The sequence below is a fragment of the Mesorhizobium sp. P2_D6 genome (assembly GCF_056404315.1).
In genome coordinates this window covers 283,436-301,838 of record NZ_JBFUEG010000002.1, presented here as the reverse complement: position 1 = coordinate 301,838, position 18,403 = coordinate 283,436, and the positions used below count along the sequence as shown (strand labels likewise).

Sequence of the window (18,403 nt, the reverse complement as noted above, 5' to 3'; positions counted from 1 at the left end):
ATGTACTGACAGTCGCGCGAGAAGCGCGCTGGAGTGGAAAGACCCGACCAGCTGGATCAGCAGATAGCTGCCAGCCCGGACTTAAAGCTCCCGATCAGGCTAGCGAAAATGGGAAGGCGGGATTTATCCCGCCTTTTTGTTTGTCTGGGGTTCAGACAATACAGCGTCCTTCTCCCCGTTCACGGGGAGAAGTGCCCGGCAGGGCGATGAGGGGCAGCGCCGACGCGAAGGACTGCCCCGTCACCAGACCAATTATGAAAGCCGGCGCCGCCCCTCATCTGGCTGCCGCCATCTTCTCCCCGTGAACGGGGAGAAGGACGCTCCTCATTAACGCCGCAGATGCAACGGCACCACTTTGTTGTCCGTGCCCAGCAGCGCTTCGATCGACAGCGGCTGCTGGTTGAAGATCGTGCCGGCCAGCGCCGGGCGGCCAAGGTGATACCCCTGCAGCAGGTCGACACCGCCATCCAGTGCGACGCGCAGATGCACGGATTGCTCGATGCCTTCGACCAGCACCTTGGCGCCGCGATCGTGCAGCGACGAGACAAGCGGCCGGAAGAAGCGCTCGGCAGCAGTGTGGCGGCAGAATTCGGCGAACCAGCCGCCGTCGATCTTGACGATATCCGGTTGAAGCAGGTTCATCCGCTCCGCCGTCGAATGGCCGGTGCCGAAATCGTCGATGGCGATGCGAACGCCGTGGCGTCGCATCTCGCGCACCAGCGAGGCGAGCACATGATCGTCGGCGGCCTGCTCGGTGATTTCGCAGACAAGCATGCCGGTGTGCAGGTCGAGATCGCCGAGATGCCGGGTCATCAGCCGGATCTCGGCCAGCGCACGTCCGAGATGATCGTTGATCATCGGGTTATAGTTGAAGAACAGGTCGAGCCCATCGACGCCGATGTTGCGGAAGTTTCTCAGATGCAGCATCCGGCACATCGTCTCGACAAACAGCCGGTCGCCTGCCGCGATGCTGTCGAAGAACACGGCGGGCGCAACCGGCCTGGCGGCGCGCTGCGGTTCGATCAGCGCCTCGACGGCGACCGCGGCCAGCGCGCCGCCGCGTGGCGCGAAGATCGGCTGGTAGGCGCTTTTCAGCCGGAATTCGCGATAGATGCCGTATTCGATGCCGATCTCATCGGCGAAGATCGCTTCGCCGACATCGCGCCGCCGCTCGCGCCCGGTCATGGCCCGGTCCTGCGCCCGAACACCCTGCCCGGCCGTGCTGAAGCGGTTCGGCCGGCAGGCGCCTTGACTGGCACGGCCGCCGCGGCAGGTGCCTGTGCATCCTTGCCGAAAACGCGAAAGCTGGTCGGCGCCAGTTCCGGCTTCGCCAGCACGAAACCCTGCACCATCGAGGCGCCCGATTTCTCGGCGAGTTCAAGTTGCCAGCCCTCCTCGATGCCCTCGAACACGGTGCGGATGCCTTGCTGTTCGAAGTTCGTCACCATGGTGGTCAACAGGGCGAAGCCGGCGCCTGACTCCATCAGCTGCGTGATCCAGTGCGCATCGAATTTGACGATGTCCGGCTTGAGTTCCTTGATGCGGTTGATGTCGGATTCATCGGCGCCGTAGTCGTCGACAGCGATGCGGAAGCCATTGGCCCGCAGCGCCTCGACGAAGCTGTAAAGCGTTTCCTGCGACGCCGACCTCTGCTCGGTCACCTCGCACACGATGCGGCGCGGATCGATCCCGGCCTCGTGCAGCACCAGGCGCATGTCGCGCAGCGCGTTGTCGACGACGGAGCGTTCGGTGAACACCGACGGGTCGAAATTGACGAAGATCGAGGCCTCTTGTGGCAGGCAGGCGCCGGCGTTGAGCAAATGCAGCGTGCGCGTCAGCGCCTCGATATGCAGGCGGTCGCCGGCCGGACAGGTCGAGAAGAAATTCATCGGCGATTGCGGCTCGCCGTCGCGGAACGGCCGGATCAACCCTTCGAACGCCACCACCGACAATTTGCCCTCTTTGAAGGCGAAGATCGGCTGGAAGGCACTCTGCAGGGTGTAGAGGCCCCAGACACCTGACGAGGTGCCGTCATCGTTACGGATGGTGTGGGCAAGCCCGATGCTGCGCGACAAGGGTCCCTCGCTCCGCGAGACAGGCGAAATGGCTGGCGATCCTGCCGTCAAAGGTTTTAGCGGCCGTTGATGAATTTATTCTTGCCGCGGATGCGCTCTGTGGATTGCTTCACACGAACGAGGAGAAATCCCGGCGCAGGCGCTGTCCCAAAGCCGATCTTCACACCTCCTTGACCCCTGGCTCATCCGACAATGCTTGCACTTGGCGGGTTGATGCGACATGAGAAGCGCCGCAGCTGTTCCCGCTGCGCCGACCCCTCTGGAGATATCTGGTCATGGCCTTTCTTGCCGACGCCCTTTCCCGCGTGAAGCCTTCCGCCACCATCGCGGTGACGCAGAAAGCCCGCGAGCTGAAAAATGCCGGCCGTGACATTATCGGCCTCGGCGCCGGCGAACCGGATTTCGATACGCCCGACAACATCAAGAATGCGGCGATCGAGGCGATACGCCGTGGCGAGACCAAGTACCCGCCGGTATCGGGCATCGTGCCGCTGCGCGAAGCGATCGCCAAAAAGTTCAAGCGCGAGAACAATCTCGACTACAAGCCCGAGCAGACCATTGTCGGCACCGGCGGCAAGCAGATCCTGTTCAACGCTTTCATGGCGACGCTGAACCCGGGCGACGAGGTCATCATCCCCCGCCCCTACTGGGTCAGCTATCCCGAAATGGTGGCGATCTGCGGCGGCACCTCGGTGTTTGCCGACACCTCGATCGACAATGGTTTCAAGCTGACGCCGGCCGTGCTGGAAGAGGCGATCACGCCGAAGACCAAATGGCTCTTGATGAACTCACCGTCGAACCCGTCCGGCGCCGCCTATACGGAGGCCGAGCTGCGCGCGCTGGCCGATGTCCTGCTGAAGCATCCGCATGTTTGGACGCTGACCGACGACATGTACGAGCACCTGACCTATGGCGATTTCGTCTTCAAGACCATCGCCGAGGTCGAGCCGAAGCTCTATGAGCGCACGCTGACCATGAACGGCGTCTCGAAAGCCTATGCCATGACGGGCTGGCGCATCGGCTATGCCGCGGGTCCGGTGCAGCTGATCAAGGCAATGGACATGATCCAGGGCCAGCAGACCTCCGGCGCCTGCACCATCGCACAGTGGGCCTCGGTCGAGGCACTCAACGGTCCGCAGGATTTCGTCGCCAAGAACAAGGCGATTTTTCAAGGGAGGCGCGATCTCGTCGTGTCGATGCTCAACCAGGCGCGCGGCATAAGCTGCCCCTCGCCCGAAGGCGCCTTCTACGTCTATCCGTCCTGCGCCCAGCTGATCGGCAAGAAGACCAAGGCCGGCAAGGTGATCGACACCGACGAGGCCTTCTGCTCCGAACTGCTCGAAGCCGAGGGTGTCGCGGTGGTGTTCGGCTCGGCCTTCGGTCTCGGCCCCAACTTCCGCATCTCCTACGCCACGTCGGAGACGCTGCTGGAGGAAGCCTGCACGCGCATCCAGCGCTTTACGGCATCGCTGACCTGATCAGGCCAGCCTGAAACAGAAAACCCGGCGTCACGCCGGGCTTTTTGTTGGCGCCTCATGCCTCTTGCTCCGGCATAGGCGGTGGCGAAGCGTTCGTGCATGCCGTTTCGCCCACCATGCGCTCAGCCGCCATATTGTTCAGGGGTTACCGCTTCCATCCAATCGGCATGGACGCCGTCCAGCGCCTCCTGCATGGCGACATGGGTCATCGTCGTCTTCGGACCTGCACCGTGCCAGTGCTTCTCACCGGGCTCGAACGAGATGACGTCGCCGGCCCTGATCTCCTGGATCGGCCCGCCCCATGTCTGCGCAAGGCCGGCGCCCGCGGTGACATAGAGCGTCTGTCCCAGCGGATGCGTGTGCCAGTGGGTGCGCGCGCCGGGCTCGAAGCTGACCAGCGTGGCGCGCAGCCGCGCCGGCGCTTGCCTCTCGATGATCGGTGTCTGCAGCACGCGGCCGGTGAAATACTTCTCCGGCGCGATGATGGTCGGCACGCTGCCACAGGCAATGATCTTCATCTGGCGATCCTCAATCCGGCAAACCCTACCCCCCCTTGCCTATCACCCCAGCCGCGGCCAGAACAGGCCGGCTCGGCCGCGATAGGCCTGATAGTCGCCGGCAAGCGGTGTACGCGAAAATTTCTTCTCTTCGTCGAGCGCGGCAAACACATAAAGGATGGCGATCCCGGCGACCGGCACCACCGCCCAGATCGACCACGTCGCGATCCCCCATCCGATCCAGAAGATGATGTAGGACGTATAGAAAGGATGGCGGACATAGCCGTAGGGGCCGTCGGTCAGCAGGCTGTGTGGATTGTCAGCTGCGAAGATGAAGCGTAGCCGCGCCTTGCGCGACGTGGCAATCGCCCACCAGAACAGGGCGGAGCTTGCCAGTTCGACGGCAAGTCCGATGAGCTTTGCCGAAACCGGCTGCGATTGGATCCACAGCATGGCGAGAAAGAACAGCGCAGTGGCGATGACCGCCGCCGATATCACCATGGCGCCTGGTGACATCGCCTGCAATTGGAAATGCGCCCGCATCGACCAAACATACTGGCCAAGCGTCGCGATGCTGCAGATCGAGACAAGGAGATCGAGAACTGGTTCCATTTTCGGGATTCCGCAGTGGTTGCCATGGAGCCGGTGGGCACGCCGATGGTTGATTTCTAGAAATCCTTTCTTAACCACATGTTTAAAGAACATATAGAGCCCGCGATGCGATGTTGGCCTTCAGGCAAATCTGAAGGTCTAATCCAGCATGAGCATCATTGACCGCACCATCCGCACGCCGCAGGCCGATTTGCGTCTCAGCCAGTCGTCGGGATCCGGCATGCCCATCGTCATGATCCATGGCTCAGGCAGTTCGCGCGCCGTGTTTGCCCGTCAGTTCGACAGTCCGCTCGCCGATGCCCATCGGCTGATCGCCTTCGATCTTCCCGGCCATGGCGAGTCATCGGATGCCCGCGACCCGGCAACCGCCTACACGATTACCGGTCTCGCCCAGACCACAGCCCGCCTTCTCGATTCGCTGGGCATCGACCGCGCCATCATCTTCGGCTGGTCGCTCGGCGGCCATGTGGCGATCGAACTCGCCAGCTTTCACCACGCGGTGAACGGCCTGGTTCTGACCGGGGCGCCGCCGGTGTCGAGAGGACCGCTCGGCATGCTGCGCGGCTTTCACGCCAATTGGGACATATTGCTCACCTCCAAGAAGGTCTACTCCGAACGCGACATCGAGCGCTTTGAGGCGCTTTGCTTCGGCGACACCGCCAGTCCGTCGTTCCGTGAAGCCATAAGGCGCACCGACGGCAGGCTGCGCGCCGGCGTGGCGCGCAGCATGTTTGCCGGCAGGGGCGCCGACCAGAAACAGGTGGTCGAACACGCCCCGTTCCCGGTCGCGGTGATCAATGGAGAGCATGATCCGCTGGTGCGGCTGAGCTACTTCGAGACGGTGGCCTATGCCTCGCTGTGGGAACAGTGCCATGTCATCCCGGACGCCGGCCATGCACCTTTCTGGGAACGCCCAAACCTGTTCAACCCGCTGTTGTCGCGCTACGCCGAAACGGTGGTGAAGCAGAGTGCAGCCACGCCGGCGCGGCGAAGCCAGGGCCGCTGAAAACTTCCCGACAAGTTTTCTAATCCCGCTTCCCGCCCTCTCCGCCTGACGGCGGCGCACGCCGATTTCTATTTTCCTTGCCCTACCGCCTAACCCGTGGGACGATGGGTTTGGGCAGGTGGCTAAATGAAAACAACCCCGCCCGCGACGGTCGAACAGGCCGGCCGCCGCTCAAAACAGGGTGCGATCGGCGCAAAACCGTTTCCACTTTTGCTGATCGTACTCCAAGGCCAACGCCTGAGTGGAGGTCAGCCATGGGTACTCGCGCCGGAGGACGACGCACGGGACCGAAATGCATTGCCATAGTCGGTCCCTTTGCAAGCGGTAAGACGACACTTCTCGAAGCCATCCTCGCCCGCACGGGCGCCATCCCCCGCCAAAATCCCGTTTCATCGGGAAGCACCGTTTCCGATCATTCGCCCGAGGCGCGGGCGCACGCCATGAGCGTCGAGGCGACCTTTGCCACAACCGAATTCATGGGCGAGCAGCTCACCTTCGTCGACTGTCCCGGATCGATCGAATTCTCCTTCGAGGCCGAGCCGGTGCTGGCCGCCTGCGACATCGCCGTGGTCGTCGCCGAGGCCGACGAGAAGAAGATCCCCGCCTTGCAGCTCATCATGCGCAAGCTCGATGATCTCGGCGTGCCGCGCATCCTGTTCCTCAACAAGGTCGACAAGTCCATCGCCGGCGTACGCGACACGCTGAAGATGCTGCAGCCGACAAGCGCGGCGCCGCTGCTGCTGCGCCAGATTCCGTTGCGCAAGGACAATGTGGTGATCGGTTCGATCGACCTGGCGCTGGAGCGCGCCTACATCTACCGCGAATATGCCGAAAGCCAGGTCGCCGAGATTCCGGGAGACGAAAAGGCGCGCGAGCTGGAAGCCCGCTTCTCCATGCTGGAGACGCTCGCCGATCACGACGACCAGCTGATGGAACAGTTGCTGGAGGAGATCGAACCGCCGAAAGACGCGGTCTTCGACGATCTGTCCGCCGACCTGCGCGCCGGCGTCATAACGCCGGTGCTGATCGGCACCGCCGAAAAGGGCAATGGCGTGCTGCGTCTGTTGAAGGCGATCCGCCATGACGCGCCGGATGTCGAGGCGACCCGCAAGCGCCTCGGCGTCCCGGACGGCAACCAGACTGTCGTCCAGGTGATGAAGACCATCCACACCGCGCATGGCGGCAAGCTGTCTGTGTCACGCATCCTGTCGGGCCAGCTCGCCGACGCCACAGAGCTTTTCCTGTCGAACGGCGAGACGGCGAAGGTCTCCGGCATCTACAAGATGCTCGGCAAGGACCAGTCCAAGCTCACCGCCGCCAAGGCTGGCGACACGGTGGCGCTGGGCAAGCTGGACGAGGTCAAGACCGGCCAGACGTTGAGCTCCACCAAGGGCGGCATCAAGCCGCTGCTTACGCTGACGCCGCCGCAGCCGGTCTTTGCTTTTGCGCTACGGCCCAAGGAGCGCAAGGACGAGGTCAAGATGTCGGCGGCCATCCAGCGCCTGGCCGAGGAAGATCCCTCGCTCACCCTGCGCCACAATCAGGACTCGGCCGAAACCGTGCTGTCCGGCCATGGCGAGATGCATCTGCGGGTCGTGCGCGAGCGGCTGGAAGGCAAGAACCAGATCCCGGTCGAAGGCCACGCGCCTGCCGTCCCCTATCGCGAGACGATCCGCAAGACGGTGCAGCAGCGCGGCCGCCACAAGAAGCAGTCCGGCGGCCATGGCCAGTTCGGCGATGTGGTGATCGAGATCAAGCCGCTGCCGCGCGGTTCCGGCTTCCAGTTCTCGGACACCATCACCGGCGGCGTCGTGCCCAAGACCTACATCCAGTCGGTCGAAACCGGCGTGCGCGATTATCTGAAATCCGGCCCGCTCGGCTTCCCTGTGGTCGATGTTGCCGTCAACCTCTCCGACGGCTCCTACCATGCCGTCGATTCATCCGACATGGCCTTCCAGATGGCAGCCAAACTCGCGATGAAGGAAGGTATGGCGGCGTGCTCACCGGTGCTGCTCGAGCCGGTAATGAAAGTCGAGATCGTCACCCCGTCCGAAGCCACCTCGAAGATCATCGCGCTGATCCCGCAGCGGCGCGGCCAGATCCTCGGCTACGACGCGCGGCCCGACTGGCCGGGATGGGATGTCGTCGAGGCGACCATGCCGCAGGCCGAGATCGGCGATCTGATCATCGAACTGCGCTCGGCAACCGCCGGCGTCGCCAGCTATCGCTGTGCCTTCGATCATATGGCTGAGCTTACGGGGCGTTTGGCCGACGAGGCGATGAACGCCAACGGCAAGGCTGCCTGACAGGTGGTGGCTGATCCGCAAAAAAACGGCGCCCGGATGATCCGGACGCCGCTACTAATGCGGACCGTCTTCTTGGGAGGAAAACGGCAGGTCCGCCGCATGTATCCGCCGCGCCTGGCGGCACTGGCAGACGAATAGGTTCGGACGCGGTAGCCGCCTGAGCCCGGGTCTTCCGAGTGATGCCCCCATCTCCCGGACGAACCACACCGCGTCCTATGATCTGCTTAAACGATGAATCGCGCCTGCGACATGTTACCTGATGTTACATGTCACTGTTACGCGGCAATTCCGGTCGGTTTTTCGCCGGTTGCGGCAGGCCTGAAAACAAAAAAGCCGGATCAACGAAGATCCGGCTGAGTTTGATTGGAAGTGCCTGTTAAGGCTAACCTCCAGAGGGGAACACTCGAGGGCGCTAATGGGAGGAGAACGCGCCCAGGAGATGGTCTATATATGTGCTCATCATGCCCAAGAAACAAGCATCTATTTTGCAACACACGCATGCAAAAAGGCGCAGGCTGTGGTCTAACCCATTTTTGGGCACGGTAGGACCAGAAAAAGACTTCAAATGGCCTGCGCGACCGGCCCATAGCTGTCACAGAACCGTAACCGGACCCGATTTATGCGCCAAAGCGCAAAAACGCCAAATGACATAGAATCAGGCAGAGCGCGTTTATTTTTGCGGCAGCGGCCAGAATCGGAGGGCCAGGCGCCGGCAAGGAAGACCTGAAATGCGGACATCCCAGGCGATCGCCGGCAGCGCGGTCTTCTTCATCGCAGCGCCTTGCGTCGTCGCCGGTGTGGTGCCCTGGCTGCTGACGGACCACTACCATCTGCCGCCATCGACTGTGCCCGGTTTCGTTCCCCTCGGCTGGCTTCTGATCGTCGCGGCCATCACCCTGCTCGTTCATTCCTTCGCCCGCTTTGCGCTCGAAGGTCTCGGCACGCCGGCGCCTGTCGCGCCCACCGAGAGGCTGGTGATCGGCGGCATCTACCGCCATGTCCGCAACCCGATGTATGTCGCGGTGCTGTCGATCATCCTCGGCCAGGCGCTGCTGTTTTCGAGCTGGACCGTCGTCGCCTATGCCGTCATCGGCGCGATCGTCATGGGCTCCTTCGTGAAGCTCTACGAAGAGCCGACGCTGGCCCGCCGCTATGGCGCCGAATACGAGACCTACCGCCGCAACGTCCCCGGCTGGTTGCCGCGGCTGACGCCGTGGCGGGAATAGCTACAGAGCATAGTGGGGATCAAAACGACCAGCTACGTGCTTTCGCGATGATGAAATCGCGGAACACGTGCAGCTTGGCCTGGTTCTTCATCGCGTCGGGATAGGCGAAATAGGTGTCGAAGGACGGCACCTCGGTCTCTGGCAAAAGCTGCACCAGATCCGACTCCTTGGAGATCACATAGTCTGGCAGCATGGCGATGCCAGCGCCGCCCTGCACGGCGCGCTTGATCGACAATATGTCGTTGATTTGCAGCGTCGGCACCCTCTGCCCGCCTTCGAAATCGCCGATCGTCTCCAGCCAGTTCAGCTCCGACAGATGCGACGGCACCGGCACGCCGAAGGTGACGATGCGATGGTTCTTCAGATCGGCGACCGAGGTCGGCTTGCCGTGTTTGCCGACATAGGCCGGCGAGGCATAGAGGTGGAAATGCACGGTGAACAGGCGGCGCTGGATCAGATCGGGCTGCTGCGGCTGGCGCAACCGGATCGCGCAATCGGCCTGTCGCATGGTGAGGTCGAGTTCCTCATTGGCCAGGATCAGCTGCAGGCTGATTTCCGGATAGAGCTCGATGAATTCCTGCACACGCTCGGTCAGCCAGCCGGCGCCAAGCCCGACAGTGGTCGTCACCCTGAGCACGCCGGACGGCCGGTCCTTGGCTTCGGTCAGCCGCGACTTGATGGTCTCTAGCTTCATCAGCACGTCATGCGCCGTACGGAACAGCATCTCGCCCTGCTCGGTCAGCACCAGGCCGCGCGCATGGCGGTTGAACAGCGGCACCCCGACATCATGTTCGAGCGCGCTGACCTGGCGTGAAATCGCCGATTGCGACAGATGCAATGTCTCGGCGGCATGGGTGAACGACCCAGCCTCCGCCGCAGCGTGAAACACGCGAAGCTTGTCCCAGTCCAACGCCATTGAGTTCCCCTCGTTCTGTTTTTGGCGTCTGAATGAAAAATCAGGCTTTTGAACGGCTTGCTCTGCCGTCTTGATAGATTTTATTCCGCCGCTTCGCGGAGCACCTCGATGCCGGCCAGGTACTTTTCCGCCTCGAGCGCGGCCATGCAGCCGAGCCCGGCGGCGGTCACCGCCTGACGGTAGATGTCGTCGGTCACGTCACCGGCGGCGAACACGCCGGGCACGTCGGTGCGGGTCGAATTAGGCGCCGTCCACAGATAGCCGTTCGGCTTCTGCTTCAGCTTGCCGACAAACAGCTCCACCGCCGGCGCATGGCCGATGGCCACGAAGACGCCGTCGGCCTTGAGATGGCTGATCTCGCCGGTCACCGCATTTTTAAGCTTCAGCCCTTCGACCGAAGGCGGCAGCGGCGTCTTGCCAGGCCGGCCGGTGATCTCGTCGACGATCGTGTCCCAGATGACGCGGACATTATCCTTCTTCAGCAGCCGCTCACGCAGGATGCGTTCGGCGCGGAAATCATTGCGGCGGTGAATGACAGTCACGCTCTTCGCCAGATTGGAGAGGTAGAGCGCCTCCTCCACCGCCGAATTGCCGCCGCCGATCACCGCGACATCCTTGCCGCGGTAGAAAAAGCCGTCGCAGGTGGCGCAGGCCGACACGCCGAAGCCCATGAAGGTCTGCTCGGTCGGAATGCCCAGCCACTTCGCCTGCGCGCCGGTGGCGATGATCAGCGCGTCCGCCGTGTAGGTGGTGCCGGAATCGCCCTTGGCGCGGAACGGCCGCACGTTGAGATCGACCTCGGTGATGATGTCGTTGATGATGTCGGTGCCGACATGCTCGGCCTGCTTCAGCATCTGCTCCATCAGCCACGGACCCTGGATCGGATCGGCGAAGCCCGGATAGTTTTCGACATCGGTGGTGATCATCAACTGGCCGCCCTGCTGCAGGCCGGCGACGAGCATCGGCTTCAGCATGGCGCGCGCGGCATAGACCGCGGCGGTATAGCCGGCGGGGCCGGAACCGATGATAAGGACAGGCGCATGTTTGGTGGTCATCTAAAGCCTCTGCGGGGCAGACAATCGAGTGTGCCTTGGAAAAAGACGTGAAATGTCGCTGGTAATGTAAGGGTTGCCAACCACGCCAGCAAGACGAACGGGCCGTCGTCCCCGGAAAGCTTCGGCCCATAGGCATATTCGCTCAATCGCCGCTTTCGTTACCGCCCTAAAATCGCCTAACCAAGGGCTGGCATCGACACAAAAGTCGTTTAATGACGAGATCGCGAAAGATTCTTGCGCTTAAGCTGAGACAGCCATGCCCGTGAAAGCCGACCTCGACGCCATCGACTGGAAGATTTTGCGCGAGCTTCAGGGCGACGGGCGCATGACCAATGTCGAACTGTCGAGCCGCGTCGGCATTTCCGCCCCGCCTTGCCTGCGCCGTGTCCGGCGGCTGGAGGAAACCGGTATCATCAGAGGCTACCGCGCCTTGCTCAACGCGCCGGCGCTCGGCATGGACGTCGTCGCCTTCTGCCTGATCGGCCTGCATCACCAGGCCGATGCGGAGCTCAAAACCTTCGCCGAGCGTACGCGCGGCTGGCCGATCGTGCGCGACGCCTGGATGGTATCGGGCGAATCCGATTTCCTGCTGCATTGTGTGGCGAGCGATCTCGGCACGTTCCAGACCTTCGTCATCGAGCAGCTGGCCTCGGCGCCCAATGTCGACACGGTGCGCACCGCACTCACCATCCGCCGCGTCAAGGACGAGGGACTGGTGGCGTTCTAAGCCACGCCCAACCCTGCGATTACGTCGCACAGTCTGCGGTAGTCATTGCCCGTCATCAGTTTGCGCGTCGTGAAACTGCCGTCCGGGGCCTTTTTGTTGAACCTGCCGCCGACGAGCCACCCTTCTACCAGCCCACCTCTTCGACCGGCTTCCATGTCGTCAGCCTTGTCACCAACGATGATCGATCGACCGACATCCACGCCCAGCAGATCACGAGCGCGCAAAAGCATGCCTGGATTGGGCTTGCGCATCGGATGATCGCCTATCGCCAGTTCACCCGTGCCGCTCGAATGATAGGCACAGGCAAGCACCATATCGATACGGCATTGCTCGACTTCGAGAAGTGCCAGCAGCCGGGCATTCACGGCGGCGAATTCAGGCCAGCCGAAGTAGCCGCGCGCAATGCCCGACTGGTTGGACACTATGATCGCAGGAAGGCCGACGATATTGGCGATTCGGATTACTGGCAGCATTTCCGGCCGCAGAACGATGTCAGCGGGATCATCGGGATAACCCGTATCGACATTGATGGTGCCGTCGCGGTCGAGGAACAGCGCCGGTGCGTTGGCTGGAAACACGCTCGAACCGACCCGCTCGACCCATAGGCCGGGCTCAGCCAGCGGATACGTCGACTTGCCGTCAGCCATCGCTGAGACGCGCTTCGACCACTTCGCAGAGATAATGGTAGAGGCACAGATGCCCCTGCTGGATGATCGGCGTCGAGGTCGAGGGGACGTTGAGCAGGATGTCGGTGAGCGGCTTGAGCTTGCCGCCGTTGTCGCCGGTCAGGCTGATCACCGTCATGTCCATCATCCGCGCCTGCTCGGCAGCGGCAAGAATGCTCGGCGAATTGCCGCTGGTCGAGATCGCCAAAAGCACGCCACCTGCCGCGCCATGCGCCTCGACCTGACGCGAAAACACCGTGTCGAAGCCGTAGTCATTGCCCCATGCAGTCAGCACGGCGGCATTGGCTGGCAGCGCGATGACATTGTAGGCCTTGCGCTCCCTAAGGAAGCGGCCGACCAGTTCGCCGGCAATGTGGATGGCGTCGCTGGCCGAACCGCCATTGCCAGCGATCAGCAAAGCCTTACCGGACGAAAGCGCGGTGACGATAGCCACTGCCGCCCGCTCCATCTCGCCGGTCAGGTCGCGCTCGACCATCGCGTTGATCGCAGCCGCCGAGCGGACAAGGTAATCGTTCAGTCCGGACATGAAATCCCTCAGTTGGTGGCGCCACCGGCGCGCAATTTGCCGATGGTTCCGGTGGTGCTCTTGCCGGCGACGAGGTCGACCAGCACGACACGTCCGCCCGCCTTCTGCACCACATCGGCGCCGACCACGGTTTCGACGGTGTAGTCGGCGCCCTTGACCAGAATGTCGGGCAGCAGCGCCTCGATCAGCGCCAGCGGCGTGTCCTCCTCGAACACGACGACGGCGTCGACGGAAGCCAAAGCGGCGAGCACACAGGCGCGGTCATGCTGGTCATTGACCGGGCGCCCCGGCCCTTTCAGCCGGCGCACCGAGGCGTCGCTGTTGAGCCCGAGCACCAACCGATCGCACCGGCTGCGCGCCGCGTGTAGCAGGCTGACATGGCCGGCATGGAGGATGTCGAAACAGCCATTGGTGAAGCCGACGGTCAAACCCTCATCCTTCCACGTCGCCACCATGCGCGCCGCCGATGCCGCATCGAGAATGGCGTCCTTGTGGGCGGTCGGGCCGTGCGAGCGGAACAGCGCGCCGGCGAGTTCCTCGACGGTGAGCCGCGCCGTGCCGCGCTTGCCGACCACCACGCCACCGGCAGCATTGGCGATGGAGGCGGCCATGACGCGATCGGCGCCCGCGGCCAGGGCCAGCGCGAAGCTGGCGATCACCGTGTCGCCGGCGCCCGAAACGTCGAACACTTCGCGCGCCTGGGTGGCGATGTGGCGCGCCTCATCCGCGCCGACGACGCTCATGCCCTTTTCGCTGCGCGTGGCGACGACAAAGTCGAAGCCGTGCGCCGTAATCAATTCGCGAGCCGCAGCCACAATCTCGTCATCGGCGAAAACCGGATGACCGACCGCTTCACCAAGCTCCTTGCGGTTGGGGGTGATGGCGGTCGCGCCGGCATAGCGCGCATAGTCGCGCCCCTTGGGGTCGACCAGCACCGGCTTCCCGGCCTCGCGGCAGATGGCGATCAGGTCGGCCGCCACGCCGTCGAGCAGGATGCCCTTGCCGTAATCGGACAGGATGACGATGTCGGCGCGAGAGAGCGCTTCCCGGAAATGCCGGATCAGGCCTGCCCGCTCGGCCACGTCGAGCGGCTTGATCTCTTCCTCGTCGAAGCGCAACACCTGCTGGTTGAGCGCGCTGAAGCGGCTCTTCGATGACGTCATGCGGCCGCGCTCCTGCGCGAGGCCCGCCGTATCGGCGCCGAGTTCGCGCAGCATGCGCATAAGATTGTCGCCGGCCACATCGGTGCCGATCACCGAGACCGGTATAGCGGCTGCGCCCAGCGAAACGATGTTGGCGACGACATTGCCGGCGCCGCCCATCGTCGAGGTCTCGCCGCGCCCGTGCAGCACCGGAATCGGCGCTTCCGGCGATATCCGCTCGATGACGCCATTGACGAAACGGTCGAGGATGAAGTCACCGACCACCAGCACGGCGACGTCGCCAAAGCGGGCAATGGCGCGGTGCAAAGGTTCGGGCGAAGGCGGATTGTGCTTGATCATGTCACTGGCAATGCGAGGGAGAGGCCAATCTCTGTCGTGCTGAAAATTGTCAATTTACGGGCCGGATCGTTCATGCGAAGCCGATATACCGCAAATCCATGCAGCGCAACGTCAAGGCAGCCGTCAGCTCTTCTGCAGCGCGACGTGGACGCCCAGTCCGACCAGCACCGCTCCGCCCGCCCGCTGCATCATGCGCTGGGCGCGGCTGGAGCGCTTGAGCCGGCCGATCACCAGCCCGGCCAGAAACACGCAGACAATGTCGGCCGAGGAAAACATCAGATTGACGATGGTGCCCAAAACGACGAACTGCAGCCAGACCGGCAACGCCGCCGAGGCATCGATGAACTGCGGCAGGAAGGCCATGAAGAAGATCGCTGTCTTCGGATTGAGCACCTCGACCGTGATGCTCTCGAAAAAGGCGCGGCGGGCCGATTTCCGCTCGATGATGGGCAAAGCTGCGTCGCCCTCCCCGCGCTTGCGAAACAGCGAGACACCAAGCCAGATCAGGTAGAGCGCGCCGATCAGCTTAACCGCCATGTAGAGCGGCGGCACGGCGTGGAACAGCACCGACAGGCCGGCGGCAGCGGCAAAGACGTGGACATAACCGCCAAGATGGATGCCGAGTGCCGCCGTCAGCCCCGACCAGCGCCCGCGCGCCATGGTCTGCGCGGCCGCGTAAAGCATGGCTGGGCCCGGGATGTAGGCGAAGATCGCCGTGGTGACGAAAAACGCAATGAGCAGTTCGGTCGACGGCATTTTTTGTTCCTCACTATGCGGGCTTCGACTGAGGCGGGAGCCTTGCAGCCCAGTGGCGCAACCGCCTGCTTCATCGACAGCCCGGCTGGGCTCCCTTATAAGGACCGGAATCGCAAGCAACCAGAGGCCTTCATGATCATCGTCACGGGCGGCGCCGGCATGATCGGCTCCAACATCGTCGCCGCGCTCAACGCCGAAGGCCATGACGACATAATCGTCGTCGATGACCTCACCGATGGCCACAAGATCGCCAATCTGGCCGATCTCAAGATCGCCGACTATCTCGACAAGGACGAATTCCTGCCGCGCCTGGAAGCCGGCGACCTCGGCCGCATCGAGGCTGTGTTCCATCAGGGCGCCTGCTCGACCACCACCGAGTGGAACGGCAAGTACATGATGGATGTGAACTACGCCTGGTCGAAGCGGCTGCTGCATGCCTGCCTGTCGCTTCGGGTCCCCTTCCTCTACGCCTCCTCGGCCTCCGTCTATGGCGGCGGTTCGGAGTTTCGCGAGGACCCGGCGCTCGAGCGGCCGCTCAACGTCTATGCCTATTCGAAGAAACTGTTCGACGACTATGTCCGTCGCACCGTCTTCGATACCGACCATTCGCAGGTCGCCGGCCTGCGCTACTTCAACGTCTACGGGCCGCGCGAGGCGCACAAGGGCGCCATGGCCTCGGTCGCCTTCCATTTGTTCAACCAGGTCGGGCGCGGCGAGAACCCAAAGCTGTTCGGCGCCTATGACGGTTTTGGCCCTGGCGAACAGAGCCGCGACTTCATTCATGTCGGCGATGTCGCCGACGTCAATCTGTGGCTGTGGAAGCGGGGCTCAAGCGGCATCTTCAACTGCGGCACCGGCCGCGCCCAGCCGTTCCGCGCCATCGCTGAAACCGTCATCGACACGCTGGGCAAAGGCGAGATCGAGTTCATCGAATTCCCCGACCACCTCAAGGGCAGCTACCAGAGTTTTACCCAGGCTGATATGTCCCGCTTGCGCGCAGCCGGCTATAACGGGCAATTCCGCAGCGTGGAAACCGGCGTCAGAGACTATGTCGAATGGCTGAAAGCCCAACGATCCTCGTGATCGGCCCACGCTGGGTGGGCGACATGGTCATGGCGCAGTGCCTGTTTTCGGCGCTGAAGGAACTCCATCCCAACGCCGCCATAGACGTGCTGGCTCCAGCCTGGGCAGCCCCCTTGGTCAAGCGCATGCCGGAACTGCGCCAGCAGATTGATTTTCCGCTGAAACCCGGCGCGCTCGAATTCACCATTCGCCGCCGCTTCGGCCGCCTGCTGCGCGGCCGCTACGACATGGCGTATGTCCTGCCGGGGAGCTGGAAATCGGCGCTGATCCCGTTCTTTGCCCGCATTCCACGCCGCTTCGGCAATTTGCGCGAAATGCGCTATGGCCTGCTGACCGACATCGTTCCGCTGTCCGACAGCGTCAAGCGGCGAACCGCGCAGGCTTATTTCGGCCTTGCCCAAGGTGGACATTTCCGGCCGCCGCACCTCACCGTCGATACCGGCAACCAGAAAGAGCTTCTGGCCCGCTTCGAGCTGCAGCCGGGAAAATTCGTCGCTATGATGCCCGGCGCCGAATTCGGCCCGGCCAAACGCTGGCCGAGCGAAAGCTATGCCGGCCTCGCCCGTGAGATGATGGCAAAAGGTTTTCAGGTCGCGCTGTTCGGCTCGAAGAATGATCGCGATGTCACCGCCGAGATTTCAGCACTGGCACCCGGCGTCGTCGATCTCGCCGGCAAGACACGGCTGGAGGACGCCATCGACCTGATCGCGGCGGCACGACTGGCGGTGTCCAATGACAGCGGGCTGATGCATGTCGCGGCTGCCGTCGGCACGCCGGTCGTCGCCGTCTACGGTTCGACCTCGCCTGAAAACACGCCGCCGCTGGCTAAACAGCGCGAGCTGATCTGGCTGCATCTGTCCTGCTCGCCCTGCCACCAGAAGACCTGCCCGCTCGGCCATCTCAACTGCCTGAAGACGCTCGACGTCGCCCGCGTGGCAGCGGCGGCGGATCGTTTGCTGGAAATCCCGGCCGCCGCATGAAGGTGCTGATCGTCAAGACATCGTCGATGGGCGACGTCATCCACACCTTCCCCGCTGTCGAGGATGCGCGCCGCAACCGCCCTGACATTTCCTTCGACTGGTGTGTCGAGGAGACCTTTGCCGGCATCGTCGCGCTGCATCCGGCAATCCGAACCATCCACAAGGTGGCGATCCGGCGCTGGCGCAAGCAGCTTTTCGACAGCGGTGCATGGCGCGAGATGGCCGGCCTGGGCCGGGAACTGCACGCGGCCCAGTACGATCTGGTCATCGATGCGCAAGGGTTGTTGAAGTCGGCCTTTGTCGCCATCCAGGCCGGCGCGCCGGTTGCCGGTTTCGATCGCGCCAGCGCGCGGGAGCCCTCGGCAACGTTGTTTTACAAGCGCAAATACGCCGTGCCGCGCGACCTGCACGCCATTGAACGCACGCGGCGGCTGTTCGGGCTGGCGCTTGGCTACAAGCCCGATCTTTCGACGCTGGCATCGGGGATTGCGCCTCCTCCGGCCGGCCTGGCCGGCATCGATGGCAAAACGGCCTTCCTGCTGCACGGCACCAGCCGCGAGGACAAGAAATGGCCGGCCGAAGACTGGATCGGAGCCGCTCGCCTGCTGGTTGGGCGGGGGATGACGCCGGTCACCACCTGGTCGAACGAGCGCGAGAAGGCCGTGGCCGAGGCGATCGCGCAAGCGGTGCCGGCAACAATCGTGGTGCCGAAATCGCCGCTATCCGACATCGCCGCGATCCTCGGCCGTTCGACGCTGGTCATCGGCGCCGACACCGGCCTGACCCACCTCGCCAGCGCCTTCGGCTTGCCGACCGTCGCGGTATTCCTGGCGACGGAGCCGGGGTTAACCGGCCCGCGCGGGCAATATGCCTCAACGCTGCTGGCCGCATCAGGGGAGCGCTTGACGCCGGCTGAGGTTGTGGCGGAAGCTGAAAAGCAACTGGCGCTCAAATCCAGAGCGCCGGCTTAGA

At 63.3% G+C, this 18,403-nt stretch carries 18 protein-coding genes; 8 read left to right on the top strand and 10 right to left on the bottom strand.

The window, feature by feature from the left end; translation table 11 throughout:
- Positions 1-327: 327 nt before the first annotated feature.
- Positions 328-1,185 (bottom strand): EAL domain-containing protein, encoded by an 858-nt coding sequence (locus AC1D1L_RS04630; protein ID WP_477339177.1) that lies wholly within the window; start codon positions 1,183-1,185, stop codon positions 328-330.
- A complete protein-coding gene (locus AC1D1L_RS04625) occupies positions 1,182-2,075 on the bottom strand; it encodes an EAL domain-containing protein (protein WP_477339175.1) in 894 nt (297 codons plus the stop codon). The genes AC1D1L_RS04630 and AC1D1L_RS04625 overlap by 4 nt, the downstream gene beginning before the upstream one ends.
- 275 nt (positions 2,076-2,350) lie before the next feature.
- On the opposite strand from AC1D1L_RS04625, the gene AC1D1L_RS04620 reads away from it, so the two are divergent.
- Positions 2,351-3,553, top strand: coding sequence for a pyridoxal phosphate-dependent aminotransferase (locus AC1D1L_RS04620; RefSeq protein ID WP_477339174.1), 1,203 nt, complete (start codon positions 2,351-2,353; stop codon positions 3,551-3,553).
- A 122-nt stretch (positions 3,554-3,675) separates the two neighbouring features.
- Here AC1D1L_RS04620 and AC1D1L_RS04615 read toward each other — a convergent pair whose 3' ends face one another.
- Positions 3,676-4,071, bottom strand: a complete 396-nt coding sequence (locus tag AC1D1L_RS04615; protein WP_192257884.1) for a (R)-mandelonitrile lyase — start codon at positions 4,069-4,071, stop codon at positions 3,676-3,678.
- A gap of 42 nt (positions 4,072-4,113) precedes the next feature.
- Positions 4,114-4,662, bottom strand: a complete 549-nt coding sequence (locus AC1D1L_RS04610; RefSeq protein WP_477339171.1) for a methyltransferase family protein — start codon at positions 4,660-4,662, stop codon at positions 4,114-4,116.
- 148 nt (positions 4,663-4,810) lie between these two features.
- Between AC1D1L_RS04610 and AC1D1L_RS04605 the strand changes: the two genes are divergently transcribed.
- The 3 genes from AC1D1L_RS04605 to AC1D1L_RS04595 all read left to right on the top strand — a co-directional run bounded on the left by AC1D1L_RS04605 (position 4,811) and on the right by AC1D1L_RS04595 (position 9,200).
- On the top strand, positions 4,811-5,668 hold the full coding sequence (locus AC1D1L_RS04605; RefSeq protein ID WP_477339169.1) for an alpha/beta fold hydrolase: 858 nt from the start codon (positions 4,811-4,813) through the stop codon (positions 5,666-5,668).
- A gap of 254 nt (positions 5,669-5,922) precedes the next feature.
- Positions 5,923-7,974 carry an elongation factor G gene (locus AC1D1L_RS04600; RefSeq protein WP_477339167.1) on the top strand — a complete coding sequence of 684 codons (2,052 nt, stop codon included), beginning with the start codon at positions 5,923-5,925 and terminating at the stop codon, positions 7,972-7,974.
- Between the two features lie 728 nt (positions 7,975-8,702).
- A complete protein-coding gene (locus AC1D1L_RS04595) occupies positions 8,703-9,200 on the top strand; it encodes a methyltransferase family protein (RefSeq protein WP_477339165.1) in 498 nt (165 codons plus the stop codon).
- A gap of 19 nt (positions 9,201-9,219) precedes the next feature.
- On the opposite strand, the gene AC1D1L_RS04590 is transcribed toward AC1D1L_RS04595, so the two are convergent.
- Together AC1D1L_RS04590 and trxB are read right to left on the bottom strand one after the other, a co-directional pair.
- Positions 9,220-10,116 (bottom strand): LysR family transcriptional regulator, encoded by an 897-nt coding sequence (locus AC1D1L_RS04590; protein WP_181058731.1) that lies wholly within the window; start codon positions 10,114-10,116, stop codon positions 9,220-9,222.
- Positions 10,117-10,196: 80 nt separating this feature from the next.
- Positions 10,197-11,171 (bottom strand): thioredoxin-disulfide reductase, encoded by a 975-nt coding sequence (gene trxB / locus AC1D1L_RS04585; RefSeq protein ID WP_477339164.1) that lies wholly within the window; start codon positions 11,169-11,171, stop codon positions 10,197-10,199.
- A 256-nt stretch (positions 11,172-11,427) separates the two neighbouring features.
- Between trxB and AC1D1L_RS04580 the strand changes: the two genes are divergently transcribed.
- Positions 11,428-11,898, top strand: coding sequence for an Lrp/AsnC family transcriptional regulator (locus tag AC1D1L_RS04580; RefSeq protein WP_477339162.1), 471 nt, complete (start codon positions 11,428-11,430; stop codon positions 11,896-11,898).
- On the opposite strand, the gene AC1D1L_RS04575 is transcribed toward AC1D1L_RS04580, so the two are convergent.
- The 4 genes from AC1D1L_RS04575 to AC1D1L_RS04560 all read right to left on the bottom strand — a co-directional run bounded on the left by AC1D1L_RS04575 (position 11,895) and on the right by AC1D1L_RS04560 (position 15,368).
- The gene (locus tag AC1D1L_RS04575) at positions 11,895-12,545 is read right to left on the bottom strand and encodes a D-glycero-alpha-D-manno-heptose-1,7-bisphosphate 7-phosphatase (RefSeq protein ID WP_477339160.1); all 651 of its coding nucleotides are present in this window, start codon (positions 12,543-12,545) and stop codon (positions 11,895-11,897) included. The genes AC1D1L_RS04580 and AC1D1L_RS04575 overlap by 4 nt on opposite strands.
- Complete coding sequence (locus AC1D1L_RS04570; RefSeq protein WP_477339158.1) at positions 12,538-13,110, bottom strand: D-sedoheptulose-7-phosphate isomerase; 573 nt, start codon at positions 13,108-13,110, stop codon at positions 12,538-12,540. Before AC1D1L_RS04570 ends, AC1D1L_RS04575 begins: the two co-directional genes overlap by 8 nt.
- Positions 13,111-13,118: 8 nt before the next feature.
- Positions 13,119-14,612, bottom strand: a complete 1,494-nt coding sequence (gene rfaE1 / locus AC1D1L_RS04565; protein WP_477339156.1) for a D-glycero-beta-D-manno-heptose-7-phosphate kinase — start codon at positions 14,610-14,612, stop codon at positions 13,119-13,121.
- 123 nt (positions 14,613-14,735) lie between these two features.
- Positions 14,736-15,368 (bottom strand): LysE family translocator, encoded by a 633-nt coding sequence (locus AC1D1L_RS04560; protein WP_477339154.1) that lies wholly within the window; start codon positions 15,366-15,368, stop codon positions 14,736-14,738.
- 132 nt (positions 15,369-15,500) lie between these two features.
- Here AC1D1L_RS04560 and rfaD point away from each other — a divergent pair, with 132 nt between their 5' ends.
- Genes rfaD through waaC form a run of 3 tightly spaced genes read left to right on the top strand, consistent with a single transcriptional unit; the run spans position 15,501 to position 18,402 of the window.
- Positions 15,501-16,451: an ADP-glyceromanno-heptose 6-epimerase gene (rfaD, locus tag AC1D1L_RS04555; protein ID WP_477339152.1), complete on the top strand. Its 951-nt coding sequence runs from the start codon at positions 15,501-15,503 to the stop codon at positions 16,449-16,451.
- Positions 16,424-17,431: a lipopolysaccharide heptosyltransferase II gene (waaF, locus tag AC1D1L_RS04550; RefSeq protein ID WP_477339150.1), complete on the top strand. Its 1,008-nt coding sequence runs from the start codon at positions 16,424-16,426 to the stop codon at positions 17,429-17,431. The genes rfaD and waaF overlap by 28 nt, the downstream gene beginning before the upstream one ends.
- Complete coding sequence (gene waaC, locus AC1D1L_RS04545) at positions 17,428-18,402, top strand: lipopolysaccharide heptosyltransferase I (RefSeq protein ID WP_477339148.1); 975 nt, start codon at positions 17,428-17,430, stop codon at positions 18,400-18,402. Before waaF ends, waaC begins: the two co-directional genes overlap by 4 nt.
- Position 18,403: the final 1 nt, after the last annotated feature.